The following is a 13,487-nucleotide window of genomic DNA, read 5'->3' as shown; positions in this document are numbered from 1 at the left end:
ATTTATGAGGCCATAGATGTCGTTGCCGCACCTTTCTCTGACGGATGCCCGTCATCTTCACCTTGCCGCTCAAGGTCTGCTGAAAAAAACACGCCGTCGGGCAACCCCGGCAGATATTCTCGCGACTATTTCGCGCATGTCGTTACTGCAAATCGATACCATCAATATTGTGGCGCGAAGTCCTTACCTGGTGCTGTTTAGTCGTTTAGGAGATTATTCACCCCAATGGCTGGACGACTCGTTACAGCAGGGCGAACTGATGGAATACTGGGCGCACGAGGCCTGCTTTTTGCCGCGCAGCGATTTTATGCTGATACGTCACCGCATGCTGGCCCCGGAGAATATGGGCTGGAAGTATAAAGCGGCGTGGATGAAAGAACATGCTCATGAAATTGAGCAACTGCTCCAGCACATCCAGCATAACGGACCGGTACGATCTGCTGATTTTGAGCATCCACGCAAGGGGACCAGCGGCTGGTGGGAATGGAAACCGCAGAAGCGTCATCTTGAAGGGCTGTTCACTGCCGGGAAAGTGATGGTGGTGGAACGGCGTAATTTCCAGCGCGTGTATGATTTAACCCATCGCGTCATGCCACACTGGGACGATGAACGCGACCCACTTTCGCAGGAAGATGCTGAAAGCGTTATGCTGGATAACAGCGCCCGCAGTCTGGGGATTTTCCGCGAACAATGGCTGGCAGACTACTACCGCCTGAAGCGCCCGGCGCTAAAAAACTGGTGCAACGAACGGGCGGAACAGCAACAGATTATTCCTGTCGACGTTGAAGGGCTGGGAACGCTATGGCTGCATAGCCACCTTCAGCCGCTACTCGAACAGGCGCTGGCGGGCAAATTAACGGCGACCCACAGCGCAGTGTTATCGCCTTTTGATCCGGTGGTTTGGGATCGTAAACGGGCAGAGCAGCTATTCGATTTTAGCTACCGGCTGGAGTGTTACACGCCAGCACCAAAACGTCAGTACGGTTATTTCGTCTTGCCGTTGCTGCACCGCGGGCAGTTGGTTGGGCGAATGGATGCCAAAATGCACCGTAAAACGGGCGTGCTGGACGTGATTTCGCTGTGGTTACAGGATGGGGTTAAGCCTGGGGTGACTTTGCAAAAAGGATTGTTTCAGGCGATTGACGATTTTGCCCGCTGGCAGCAGGCAACACGCGTTACGCTGGGACGTTATCCTGAAGGTTTATTTGCTGATGCACGCCATGGTTGGGAAATAGACCCAGCCCTTTAAGCGATTATGTTAATATTTACGGATTCACAATCCGGTCCATCTGGAGGAACTATGGATCATCGTCTGCTTGAAATCATTGCCTGCCCGGTATGCAATGGCAAACTCTGGTTTAACCAGGAAAAACAGGAACTGATTTGTAAACTGGATAACCTTGCTTTCCCACTGCGTGATGGCATTCCTGTGTTACTGGAAACCGAAGCCCGCGTTCTGACTGCTGATGAGAGTAAATCATGAGTTTTGTGGTCATTATTCCTGCGCGTTATGCGTCCACTCGTCTGCCGGGCAAGCCGCTACTGGATATCAACGGCAAGCCAATGATCGTGCATGTCCTGGAGCGTGCGCGTGAATCTGGTGCTGAACGTATCATCGTGGCCACCGATCACGAGGATGTCGCTCGCGCGGTAGAAGCGGTGGGGGGGGAAGTATGCATGACCCGCGCCGATCACCAGTCTGGTACGGAGCGCCTGGCGGAAGTCGTCGAGAAATGTGGTTTTAGCGATGATACCGTTATTGTGAACGTACAGGGTGATGAGCCGATGATTCCGGCGGTTATTATTCGCCAGGTGGCTGAGAATCTGGCGCAACGTCAGGTCGGCATGGCGACTCTTGCGGCTCCGATTCACAGTGCGGAAGAGGCATTTAATCCGAATGCGGTAAAAGTCGTTTTGGACGCTGAAGGATATGCGCTCTATTTTTCACGCGCGACCATCCCATGGGATCGCGATCGTTTCGCCAAAAGTCTGGAAACGGTGGGGGACACCTTCCTGCGCCATCTGGGCATTTACGGCTATCGCGCCGGTTTTATTCGCCGCTATGTTAACTGGCAGCCTAGCCCGCTTGAGCATATCGAAATGCTGGAGCAGCTGCGAGTGCTGTGGTACGGTGAAAAAATTCACGTTGCCGTCGCAAAAGAAGTCCCGGGTACCGGCGTAGACACTACCGAAGATCTCGAGCGCGTTCGCGCCGAAATGCCTTAGTTTTTCTCACGGCACTCCCCCATATTGATGCGTATTTTTGGGAGGAGTGTCGTATCGTTGCGCTTTCCCTCCACTTTTCTTTTCATCAATTGATCTCATCCGGGTGACATCTGTCTGCCCGACGCTCATTATGAAAGCAGTAGCATTTATGAGGGCAATCTGAAATGGAACAGTTGCGTGCCGAACTCAGCCACCTGCTGGGCGAAAAACTCAGTCGTATAGAATGCGTGAATGAAAAAGTGGATACGGCCCTGTGGTCACTGTACGACAGCCAGGGAAATCCGATGCCGCTGATGGCGAGAAGTTTCACCACGCCAGGTATGGCGCAGCAACTGGCATGGAAAACCTCCATGTTAGCGCGCAGCGGTACGGTGCGTATGCCCGTCATTTACGGGGTCTTGACCCACGAAGAGCATCCCGGCCCCGATGTGTTACTGCTTGAGCGTTTACGGGGTGTGCCGGTGGAAGCGCCAGCCCGAACGCCCGAACGCTGGGAACATTTAAAAGATCAGATCGTAGAAGGTCTGCTGTCATGGCATCGGCAGGATAGCCGTGGCTGCGTGGGAATGGTGGATAACACGCAAGAGAATATCTGGCCATCCTGGTATCGCCAGCGTGTTGAGGTACTGTGGACCACGTTAAATCAGTTCAACAATACTGGCTTGACGATGCAGGATAAGCGGATCCTGTTTCGTACCCGTGAGTGTTTACCCGCTTTATTTGAAGGATTCAATGATAACTGCGTACTGATCCACGGTAATTTCAGTTTACGTAGCATGCTCAAAGACGCCCGTAGCGATCAGCTACTGGCCATGGTGGGACCGGGGTTGATGCTGTGGGCACCCAGAGAGTATGAATTGTTCCGTTTAATGGATAACGCGCTGGCGGAAAGCCTGCTTTGGCAATACCTGCAACGCGCGCCCGTGGCGGAGTCCTTCATCTGGCGGCGCTGGCTGTATGTGTTATGGGATGAGGTGGCGCAACTAGTCAACACCGGACGTTTTAATCGCACCAACTTTGATCTGGCAACGAAATCACTGCTGCCGTGGCTCGCCTGAACCTTTTAACCACTGCCAGATGCGACCCAATGTTTCGTAACCAGCGCGACCGCTGTGCATCAACCAGACGGGAGAGGGGATCGCGCGTTCCCACGGATTTAGCGGTGAATCAATTGCTAACTGATTAGCCGGCGCGGGCAACGGGTGTAGTCCAGCCTGTTGGAAGAAAATCATTGCTCGTGGTAAGTGCGATGCGGAGGTCACCAGCAGGAACGGCGCGCTGCCGATGGCCTGCTTAACTGCTGCGGCTTCTTCTTCAGTATCTTTAGGTTTATCCAGCGTGATGATATCACCGGGTGGCACACCCAGTGACTGCGCTACGCGGGCTCCCGCTTCTGCAGTACTGACGCTATTGCTCTTTGCCGCAGCACCGGTAAAGATAAGCTTCGATCCCGGATTAGCACGCCAGAGGCGAATACCTTCATTCAGACGCGGAAGACTGTTGCTGATTAGGTTTGAACTTGGTGCCCACTGAGGATTCCAGGTATACCCTCCGCCCAACACCACAATGTATTCCACTTTTTGTGTATCCTGCCAGGTTGGATAGCTGTCCTCAATCGGTTTCAGTAGTCTATCAGCGACGGGTTGCAAGCTAAGAAGTAACAGCGCCAGCCAACTCAGGCTAATGCACACTTTCCCTGTTTTTTGAAAGCGGCTAAACCAGAGCAGCGCCAGGCCTATACCCATGATAATGAGCATTAGCGGAAGTGGCAGCATCATACCGCCAATCACTTTCTTCAGCGTAAAAAGCATCCTTTTTGGTTCCTTTTTTAACCATACAGCAGGGGATCTGCAGCGATATTACACCAGGAAGGTTCATTCTCGGCGTGGGTGTGACAAAATAGCGGTTTTACTTAGTCACCCTAAAGCCAGCATGTGGAGAGCCCGATGCGGGATCGCAATTTTGATGACATTGCAGAGAAGTTTTCCCGTAACATTTACGGCACCACTAAAGGTCAGCTTCGCCAGACGATCCTCTGGCAGGATCTGGACAAACTTCTTGCCGACTACGCGGGCCAGACATTGCGTGTGCTTGATGCGGGTGGCGGAGAAGGGCAGACAGCCATTCTGATGGCGCAGCGGGGCCATCACGTTACCTTGTGCGATCTTTCTGCTGAGATGGTGGCGCGAGCGCAACGGGCGGCAGAAGAGCAAGGTGTGAGCGACAACATGCATTTTATACATTGTGCCGCTCAGGACATCCCACAGCATTTGGATTCTCAGGTTGATCTGATATTGTTTCATGCTGTGCTGGAATGGGTGGCCGATCCACAAGCCGTCTTAAAAACATTGTGGTCGATGTTACGCCCGGGCGGTGCTTTATCGCTGATGTTCTACAATGCAAATGGCCTGTTGATGCGTAATGTGTTGGTCGGTAATTTCGGCTATGTACAGCAGGGAATGTATAAAAAGAAACGGCGCACGTTGTCTCCCGATTTCCCGCGCGACCCTCAGCAGGTCTATGGCTGGCTGGAGGAGATTGGCTGGGAGATAACCGGTAAAACGGGCGTGAGGGTGTTTCATGATTATCTGCGTGATAAACAAAAACAGCATGACTGTTTTGATGCTTTAACAGAAATAGAAACGCGCTATTGCCGCCAGGAACCGTATATCAGCCTTGGGCGCTATATTCATGTCACCGCGATTAAACGTCCGGCCCGAGCCGCAGATGCAAGGATAACCTATGAGTGAATTTTCCCAGACAGTCCCCGAACTGGTTGCCTGGGCCAGAAAAAATGACTTCTCCATCTCTCTGCCGGTAGACAGACTTTCGTTCCTGCTGGCGGTCGCCACATTGAACGGTGAGCGACTTGACGGTGAGATGAGTGAAGGTGAACTGGTGGATGCGTTCCGCCATGTGAGTGATGCGTTTGAGCAAACCAGCGAAACCATCGGCGTCCGCGCCAACAACGCGATCAACGACATGGTGCGTCAACGTCTGCTGAACCGCTTTACCAGCGAGCAGGCTGAAGGCAACGCCATTTACCGTTTAACGCCGCTCGGGATTGGCATCACAGATTACTATATTCGTCAGCGCGAGTTCTCTACGCTGCGTCTTTCCATGCAACTGTCGATTGTTGCAGGCGAACTGAAGCGCGCGGCGGATGCGGCAGCGGAAGGTGGCGATGAGTTCCACTGGCACCGCAACGTCTATGCGCCATTGAAATACTCGGTGGCGGAGATTTTCGACAGTATCGATCTGACCCAGCGCATCATGGATGAACAGCAGCAGCAGGTAAAAGACGACATCGCACAGTTGCTAAACAAAGACTGGAGGGCGGCGATTTCCAGCTGTGAACTGCTGCTTTCTGAAACGTCTGGTACGCTGCGTGAACTGCAGGATACGCTGGAAGCGGCGGGGGATAAGCTGCAGGCTAACCTGTTACGCATCCAGGACGCCACAATGACGCATGATGATTTGCATTTTGTTGATCGGCTGGTGTTTGATTTACAAAGCAAGCTCGACCGCATTATTAGCTGGGGTCAGCAGTCCATTGACTTGTGGATCGGCTACGATCGTCATGTGCATAAATTTATCCGTACCGCGATCGATATGGATAAAAATCGCGTCTTCGCCCAGCGTCTGCGTCAGTCTGTCCAGACCTACTTTGACGACCCATGGGCGCTGACCTATGCCAACGCCGATCGTCTGCTGGATATGCGTGACGAGGAGATGGTGCTACGCGACGAAGAGGTCACCGGTGAACTTCCGGAAGATCTGGAATATGAAGAATTTAACGAGATCCGTGAACAACTGGCGGCGATCATCGAAGAACAGCTGGCTATCTACAAATCCAGACAAACACCACTGGATCTCGGTTTGGTAGTGCGCGAGTATCTGGCGCAATACCCACGTGCGCGTCATTTCGACGTCGCGCGTATTGTTATCGATCAGGCGGTACGCCTTGGCGTAGCGCAAGCAGACTTCACCGGACTGCCAGCCAAATGGCAGCCGATTAATGATTACGGAGCCAAGGTACAGGCGCATGTCATTGACAAATATTGAACAAGTGATGCCGGTAAAGCTGGCGCAGGCGCTGGCGAATCCGTTATTTCCGGCGCTGGATAGCGCCTTACGTTCGGGCCGCCATATCGGTCTGGATGAACTGGATAATCATGCCTTCCTGATGGATTTTCAGGAATATTTTGAAGAGTTTTACAGCCGCTATAACGTGGAATTGATCCGTGCGCCGGAAGGGTTCTTTTACCTTCGTCCGCGTTCAACGACGCTCATTCCGCGTTCGGTCCTGTCTGAACTGGACATGATGGTGGGTAAAATTCTTTGCTATCTCTATCTCAGCCCGGAACGCCTGGCGAACGAAGGGATTTTTACCCAGCAAGAGCTGTATGACGAGCTGTTAACGCTGGCGGATGAAGCCAAACTGCTGAAGCTGGTGAACAACCGTTCAACCGGTTCTGACGTTGACCGCCAGAAGCTACAGGAAAAAGTGCGTTCTTCGCTCAACCGCTTGCGCCGCTTAGGCATGGTGTGGTTTCTGGGCCACGACAGCAGCAAATTCCGTATTACAGAATCTGTCTTCCGCTTTGGCGCGGATGTGCGTAGCGGTGACGATCCGCGTGAAGCACAGCGTCGCTTAATTCGTGATGGTGAAGCGATGGCGGTAGAGAACCGTCTGCAGCTCAACGATGAGCCCGAAGAGAATCAGCCGGACAGTGGAGAAGAAGAATAATGATTGAACGCGGTAAATTTCGCTCACTTACGCTGATTAACTGGAATGGTTTTTTTGCCCGTACGTTTGATCTCGATGAGCTGGTCACCACGCTGTCCGGTGGTAACGGTGCGGGTAAATCCACCACCATGGCGGCATTTGTTACGGCGCTCATTCCGGACTTAACCCTGCTGCATTTCCGTAACACCACCGAAGCTGGTGCAACCAGCGGTTCACGTGATAAAGGTCTGCACGGTAAGCTGAAAGCAGGGGTCTGTTACTCAATGCTCGACGTCCTCAACTCGCGTCATCAGCGCGTGGTCGTGGGTGTGCGTCTGCAACAGGTTGCGGGTCGTGATCGCAAAGTGGATATCAAACCGTTTGCCATTCAGGGGCTGCCGATGTCGGTACAGCCAACCCAACTGGTGACGGAAACGCTGAACGAACGCCAGGCGCGCGTACTGTCTCTACCTGAGCTGAAAGAGAAGCTTGATGAGATGGAAGGTGTGCAGTTTAAGCAGTTCAACTCAATAACCGATTATCATTCGCTGATGTTCGATCTGGGCATCATTGCCCGTCGTCTGCGCTCCGCGTCTGATCGTAGTAAATTCTACCGTCTGATTGAAGCCTCGCTGTACGGCGGGATCTCCAGCGCCATTACCCGTTCACTGCGTGACTACCTGCTGCCGGAAAACGGCGGCGTCCGTAAAGCGTTCCAGGATATGGAAGCCGCGCTGCGTGAAAACCGCATGACGCTGGAAGCGATTCGCGTAACCCAGTCTGACCGCGACCTGTTTAAGCATTTGATCAGCGAAGCGACCAACTATGTGGCTGCGGATTATATGCGCCACGCCAACGAACGTCGTATCCATCTGGATAAAGCACTGGAATATCGTCGTGAACTGTATACCTCACGTAAGCAGCTGGCGGCAGAGCAGTACAAGCACGTGGATATGGCGCGTGAACTGGGCGAGCATAACGGCGCCGAAGGCGATCTGGAAGCCGATTATCAGGCCGCGAGCGATCACCTGAATCTGGTGCAAACCGCGCTGCGTCAGCAGGAAAAAATTGAACGCTACGAAGCGGATCTCGAAGAACTGCAGATCCGTCTTGAAGAACAAAATGAGGTGGTTGCGGAAGCCGTTGACCGCCAGGATGAAAACGAAGCCCGCGCGGAAGCCGCCGAACTGGAAGTGGATGAGCTGAAAAGCCAGCTTGCCGATTACCAGCAGGCGCTGGACGTCCAGCAGACGCGAGCCATCCAGTATACCCAGGCGATCCAGGCCCTAAATCGGGCGAAAGAGCTCTGCCACCTACCGGATCTGACAGCCGACAGCGCCGCCGAATGGCTGGAGACTTTCCAGGCCAAAGAGCAGGAAGCCACTGAAAAACTGCTAACGCTTGAACAAAAAATGAGCGTGGCGCAAACCGCGCATAGCCAGTTCGAACAGGCTTATCAGCTGGTGGCGGCTATCAACGGCCCGCTGGCACGTAGTGAAGCCTGGAGCGTGGCGCGTGAACTGCTGCGCGAAGGCGTTGAACAGCGCCACCTGGCGGAACAGGTTCAGCCATTGCGTATGCGACTGAGCGAACTGGAGCAGCGTCTGCGCGAACAGCAGGATGCCGAGCGTCTGCTGGCCGAATTCTGCAAGCGTCAGGGTAAACAGTTTGATATCGATGAGCTGGAAGCGCTGCACCAGGAACTGGAAGCGCGCATCGCCGCCTTGTCGGACAGCGTCTCGTCTGCCAGCGAACAGCGTATGACGCTGCGTCAGGAACAGGAACAGCTACAATCCCGTATTCAGCATTTGATGAAGCGGGCACCTGTCTGGCTGGCTGCGCAAAATAGCTTGAATCAGCTTAGCGAGCAGTGTGGCGAAGAGTTTACCTCCAGCCAGGATGTGACCGAGTATCTGCAACAATTGCTGGAGCGCGAGCGTGAGGCCATTGTTGAGCGTGATGAAGTCGGTGCACGTAAAAATGCGGTTGATGAAGAGATTGAACGTTTAAGTCAGCCGGGCGGGGCGGAAGATCAGCGTCTGAACGCGCTGGCGGAACGCTTTGGCGGCGTGCTGCTGTCAGAAATTTATGATGACGTTAGCCTTGAAGATGCCCCGTACTTCTCTGCGCTGTATGGTCCTTCGCGCCATGCCATCGTGGTACCGGATCTATCACTAATTACCGAACAGCTTGAAGGGCTGACGGATTGCCCGGAAGATCTCTATTTCATCGAAGGGGATCCGCAGTCGTTTGATGATAGCGTCTTCAGCGTTGATGAACTGGAAAATGCGGTGGTGGTGAAAACCGCCGAGCGTCAATGGCGTTATTCCCGCTTCCCGAAGGTGCCTATTTTTGGTCGTGCAGCCCGTGAAAGCCGTATCGAAACCCTGCATGCCGAGCGTGAAGGGCTGTCTGAACGTTTCGCCACGCTCTCCTTTGATGTCCAGAAAACCCAGCGTCTGCATCAGGCGTTCAGCCGCTTTATCGGCAGCCATCTGTCGGTGGCGTTTGAAGCCGATCCAGAAGCGGAAATTCGCCAACTGAATGGCCGTCGCGTTGAACTGGAACGTGCGCTGACTAATCATGAAAATGATAACCAGCAAAGCCGTATGCAGTTTGAACAGGCGAAAGAGGGTGTCTCCGCGCTGAACCGCCTGCTGCCGCGCTTGAATCTGCTGGCCGATGACACGCTGGCCGATCGTGTGGACGAAATTCGCGAGCGTCTGGATGAAGCTCAGGAAGCCGCGCGTTTTGTACAGCAACATGGCAATCAGTTGGCGAAACTGGAACCTATCGTTTCAGTTCTGCAAAATGACCCTGAGCAGTTTGAACAGCTGAAGGAAGACTATACGTATTCCCAGCAGATGCAGCGCGACGCACGTCAGCAGGCTTTTGCGCTGACTGAAGTCGTACAGCGTCGGGCTCACTTTAGTTATTCCGACTCAGCCGAAATGCTGAGCGGTAATAGCGATCTAAACGAAAAATTGCGTGAACGCCTGGAACAGGCGGAAGCCGAACGTACCCGCGCTCGTGAGGCGCTGCGCAGTCATGCTGCACAGTTAAGCCAGTATAACCAGGTCATGGCATCGCTAAAAAGCTCTTATGACACCAAAAAAGAGCTGCTTAACGATTTACAACGTGAACTGCAGGATATTGGTGTTCGTGCGGACAGCGGTGCCGAAGAGCGCGCGCGTATCCGTCGTGACGAACTGCATGCGCAGCTCAGCAACAACCGTGCACGCCGCAACCAACTTGAGAAAGCACTGACCTTCTGCGAAGCGGAGATGGAAAACCTGACCCGCAGACTGCGCAAGCTGGAACGTGATTATCATGAAATGCGTGAGCAGGTAGTCACCGCCAAAGCCGGCTGGTGTGCAGTCATGCGGATGGTGAAAGATAACGGTGTGGAACGTCGTCTGCACCGTCGCGAGTTGGCCTATCTTTCCGGTGACGAACTGCGTTCGATGTCGGATAAGGCGCTCGGTGCGCTACGTCTGGCGGTTGCGGATAACGAACACCTGCGCGATGTGTTGCGTATGTCTGAAGATCCAAAACGCCCAGAGCGCAAAATCCAGTTCTTCGTCGCGGTTTACCAGCATCTGCGTGAACGTATTCGCCAGGATATTATCCGTACCGACGATCCGGTTGAAGCCATCGAACAGATGGAGATTGAGCTGAGCCGTCTGACGGAAGAATTAACCTCTCGTGAACAGAAACTGGCGATCAGCTCACGCAGCGTGGCGAACATTATTCGTAAGACCATTCAGCGTGAACAGAACCGTATTCGCATGCTGAACCAGGGGCTGCAAAGTGTGTCGTTTGGCCAGGTTAACAGCGTTCGCCTGAACGTCAATGTGCGTGAAACGCATGCTACCTTGCTGGACGTACTTTCAGAGCAACATGAACAGCATCAGGATCTGTTTAACAGCAATCGCCTGACCTTCTCAGAAGCGCTGGCGAAGCTGTATCAGCGCCTGAATCCGCAGATCGACATGGGGCAACGCACGCCGCAAACCATTGGTGAAGAGCTGCTGGACTATCGTAACTATCTGGAAATGGAAGTTGAGGTTAACCGTGGTTCTGACGGCTGGCTGCGTGCTGAATCTGGCGCGCTGTCAACGGGTGAAGCGATCGGGACCGGGATGTCTATTCTGGTGATGGTGGTGCAAAGCTGGGAAGATGAAGGTCGCAGATTGCGCGGGAAAGACATCTCTCCTTGCCGCCTGCTGTTCCTTGATGAAGCAGCACGACTCGATGCGCGTTCTATTGCGACTCTGTTTGAGCTGTGTGAGCGTTTGCAGATGCAGCTGATTATCGCTGCGCCGGAAAACATCAGCCCAGAGAAAGGCACCACCTACAAACTGGTGCGTAAAGTCTTCCAAAACACCGAGCACGTTCATGTGGTGGGGCTGCGCGGATTTGCGCCTCAGTTACCGGAACCACTGCCGGGGACTGAAGATGCCTCCTCGCAGGCAAGCTAAGCAAAAAGGCGGCTACAAGGCCGCCTTATTTTTTTCCGCAAAGACGTTATGCCTGGTGTAATTTCTTTAGACTTCTTTACATTAGGTTAGGCAAAAACTTTTTGATGTTTATATACTAAAGGTAAGCCCAACGCGTCACGGGCTTGCTCGTCATACTTCAGTTTGTATTGGCGTTTTACAGGTCCGCCCCCGTCAAAATAAAGGGGAATACAGGCGGCCTGGCTATTCAGAGTATGATAAAGAAAACAGGGGGCAAGGGATGTTGCTTAATAAAATGTGTGGTCGTCGGCTGTCGGCAATCAGTTTATGCCTGGCCGTAACATTCGCTCCACTGTTCAATGCGCAGGCCGATGAGCCTGAAATGATCCCTGGCGATAGCTCTGCGACCGTCAGTGAACAGCCAACAGCGTTATCGCAGCCGCAGGTTCAATCTTCTGCGACGGCTATCATGGCGGGTATTCAACCGCTGCCAGAAGGCGTGTCTGTCGATAAAGCCCGCGCCGAAATACACTCTCAACTGCCAGCAGGCTATACGCCGGTCTACATGAGCCAGCTGGAACTGCTGTATGCCGCACGTGAAATGAAGCCGATGTGGGAAAATCGTGATGCGGTAAAGGCCTTTCAACAACAGTTGGCCGAGGTCGCGATTGCTGGCTTTCAGCCGCAGTTTACTACCTGGGTTGCACTTCTGACTGATCCGGCAGTAACCGGTCAGGCGAGAGACATTGTGCTCTCGGATGCGATGATGGGGTATCTGCACTTTATCGCTAATATACCTGTCAAAGGTAATCGCTGGCTTTACAGCGATAAGCCCTATGCGCTAACGACGCCGCCGATTTCTGTCATCAACCAGTGGCAGGTCGCACTGGATAACGGTCAACTAACTTCGTTTGTTGCCAGCCTGGCGCCTCAGCATCCGCAGTATGCAGCCATGCATGAATCGCTGCTCAAGCTGGTAGGTGATACACATCCCTGGCCGCAGCTCACCAGTACAGCAACGCTACGTCCGGGGGAGTGGAGTAATGACATCCCTGCGCTGCGTGAAATTTTGCGACGAACCGGGATGCTGGAGCCTGCCGTCAGTACGTCTGGCAAAGAAGGTCGTGGCACCTACGATCGTGAACTGGTTGATGCGGTAAAGCGTTTTCAGACGTGGCAGGGACTTGGCGCCGATGGCGCGATTGGCCCTGCCACGCGTGACTGGCTGAACGTGACGCCCGCTCAGCGTGCGGGCGTGCTGGCGTTAAATATTCAGCGCTTGCGACTGCTACCGAGTGGGCTGTCTACCGGTATCATGGTGAACATTCCTGCCTATTCGCTGGTTTATTATCAGAATGGCAATCAGGTGCTGGCCTCGCGCGTTATTGTCGGGCGTCCAGATCGCAAAACGCCGATGATGAGTAGTGCGCTGAATAATGTGGTCGTTAACCCACCGTGGAACGTTCCACCGACGCTGGCCCGAAAAGATATTCTGCCTAAGTTATGGAATGATCCGGGATATCTTGAACGTCACGGCTATACCGTAATGCGCGGCTGGAACAGTAAAGAGACGATAGATCCGTGGCAGGTTGACTGGGCCACCATCACTGCGTCCAATCTGCCGTTCCGCTTTCAGCAGGCTCCGGGCGCACGTAACTCGCTCGGACGCTATAAATTCAATATGCCGAGTTCGGACGCTATTTATCTGCACGATACGCCGAACCACAATCTGTTCCAGAAAGATACGCGGGCGTTAAGTTCCGGCTGTGTGCGTGTGAATAAGGCATCTGAGCTGGCGAATATGCTGCTACAGGACGCGGGTTGGAATGATACCCGCATCTCGGATGCCCTGAAGCAAGGGGATACGCGGTACGTGAATATTCGCCAGAATATTCCGGTCAACCTCTACTATCTGACCGCATTTGTTGGCCCGGATGGTCGCACGCAGTATCGTACAGATATTTACAATTACGATCTGACAGCGCGATCCAGCGCACAAATTGTGTCAAAAGCCGAGCAATTAATCAGATAAATGAAGCAGTTCGAGGAAAATGATTGTCGTAAGTTATGCT

Annotated in this window: 10 protein-coding genes; 9 read left to right on the top strand and 1 reads right to left on the bottom strand. The window is 53.4% G+C overall.

Features of this window, described 5'->3' with window-relative positions:
• The first annotated feature begins 16 nt into the window (after positions 1–16).
• From OGX67_RS19600 to OGX67_RS19585, 4 genes are all read left to right on the top strand, one after another.
• Positions 17–1,249 (top strand): winged helix-turn-helix domain-containing protein, encoded by a 1,233-nt coding sequence (locus OGX67_RS19600; RefSeq protein ID WP_032936338.1) that lies wholly within the window; start codon positions 17–19, stop codon positions 1,247–1,249.
• Positions 1,250–1,300: 51 nt separating this feature from the next.
• The gene (ycaR, locus tag OGX67_RS19595; protein WP_003035793.1) at positions 1,301–1,483 is read left to right on the top strand and encodes a protein YcaR; all 183 of its coding nucleotides are present in this window, start codon (positions 1,301–1,303) and stop codon (positions 1,481–1,483) included.
• Positions 1,480–2,226, top strand: a complete 747-nt coding sequence (gene kdsB / locus OGX67_RS19590; RefSeq protein WP_003035796.1) for a 3-deoxy-manno-octulosonate cytidylyltransferase — start codon at positions 1,480–1,482, stop codon at positions 2,224–2,226. Before ycaR ends, kdsB begins: the two co-directional genes overlap by 4 nt.
• Before the next feature lie 164 nt (positions 2,227–2,390).
• Complete coding sequence (locus OGX67_RS19585; RefSeq protein ID WP_003035798.1) at positions 2,391–3,284, top strand: YcbJ family phosphotransferase; 894 nt, start codon at positions 2,391–2,393, stop codon at positions 3,282–3,284.
• Here OGX67_RS19585 and elyC read toward each other — a convergent pair.
• Positions 3,261–4,037: an envelope biogenesis factor ElyC gene (gene elyC, locus OGX67_RS19580; protein ID WP_257651865.1), complete on the bottom strand. Its 777-nt coding sequence runs from the start codon at positions 4,035–4,037 to the stop codon at positions 3,261–3,263. The genes OGX67_RS19585 and elyC overlap by 24 nt on opposite strands.
• Before the next feature lie 135 nt (positions 4,038–4,172).
• Between elyC and cmoM the strand changes: the two genes are divergently transcribed.
• The 5 genes from cmoM (at position 4,173) to ldtD (ending at position 13,447) form a co-directional block, all read left to right on the top strand.
• A complete protein-coding gene (cmoM, locus tag OGX67_RS19575; RefSeq protein WP_003035803.1) occupies positions 4,173–4,976 on the top strand; it encodes a tRNA uridine 5-oxyacetic acid(34) methyltransferase CmoM in 804 nt (267 codons plus the stop codon).
• Positions 4,969–6,291 (top strand): chromosome partition protein MukF, encoded by a 1,323-nt coding sequence (mukF, locus tag OGX67_RS19570; protein WP_003836877.1) that lies wholly within the window; start codon positions 4,969–4,971, stop codon positions 6,289–6,291. Before cmoM ends, mukF begins: the two co-directional genes overlap by 8 nt.
• Entirely contained in the window at positions 6,272–6,976 is a 705-nt protein-coding gene (mukE, locus tag OGX67_RS19565) for a chromosome partition protein MukE (RefSeq protein WP_003035809.1), read from the top strand. Before mukF ends, mukE begins: the two co-directional genes overlap by 20 nt.
• Positions 6,976–11,436 (top strand): chromosome partition protein MukB, encoded by a 4,461-nt coding sequence (gene mukB / locus OGX67_RS19560; protein ID WP_003035811.1) that lies wholly within the window; start codon positions 6,976–6,978, stop codon positions 11,434–11,436. The genes mukE and mukB overlap by 1 nt, the downstream gene beginning before the upstream one ends.
• A 259-nt stretch (positions 11,437–11,695) precedes the next feature.
• Positions 11,696–13,447, top strand: coding sequence for a L,D-transpeptidase (gene ldtD / locus OGX67_RS19555; protein ID WP_257651867.1), 1,752 nt, complete (start codon positions 11,696–11,698; stop codon positions 13,445–13,447).
• Positions 13,448–13,487 lie beyond the last annotated feature (40 nt).

It is taken from the genome of Citrobacter sp. Cf118 (assembly GCF_030334095.1).
GTDB classification, from domain to species: Bacteria; Pseudomonadota; Gammaproteobacteria; order Enterobacterales; family Enterobacteriaceae; genus Citrobacter; species Citrobacter freundii.
This window is presented reverse-complemented; position numbering and strand designations above follow the sequence as displayed.

Bases quoted from the DNA above. Each gene is read 5' to 3' on its own strand.
- OGX67_RS19600 (WP_032936338.1), top strand. From the start codon at position 17: ATGTCGTTGCCGCACCTTTCTCTGACGGATGCCCGTCATCTTCACCTT.
- ycaR (WP_003035793.1), top strand. From the start codon at position 1,301: ATGGATCATCGTCTGCTTGAAATCATTGCCTGCCCGGTATGCAATGGC.
- kdsB (WP_003035796.1), top strand. From the start codon at position 1,480: ATGAGTTTTGTGGTCATTATTCCTGCGCGTTATGCGTCCACTCGTCTG.
- OGX67_RS19585 (WP_003035798.1), top strand. From the start codon at position 2,391: ATGGAACAGTTGCGTGCCGAACTCAGCCACCTGCTGGGCGAAAAACTC.
- elyC (WP_257651865.1), bottom strand. From the start codon at position 4,037: ATGCTTTTTACGCTGAAGAAAGTGATTGGCGGTATGATGCTGCCACTT.
- cmoM (WP_003035803.1), top strand. From the start codon at position 4,173: ATGCGGGATCGCAATTTTGATGACATTGCAGAGAAGTTTTCCCGTAAC.
- mukF (WP_003836877.1), top strand. From the start codon at position 4,969: ATGAGTGAATTTTCCCAGACAGTCCCCGAACTGGTTGCCTGGGCCAGA.
- mukE (WP_003035809.1), top strand. From the start codon at position 6,272: ATGTCATTGACAAATATTGAACAAGTGATGCCGGTAAAGCTGGCGCAG.
- mukB (WP_003035811.1), top strand. From the start codon at position 6,976: ATGATTGAACGCGGTAAATTTCGCTCACTTACGCTGATTAACTGGAAT.
- ldtD (WP_257651867.1), top strand. From the start codon at position 11,696: ATGTTGCTTAATAAAATGTGTGGTCGTCGGCTGTCGGCAATCAGTTTA.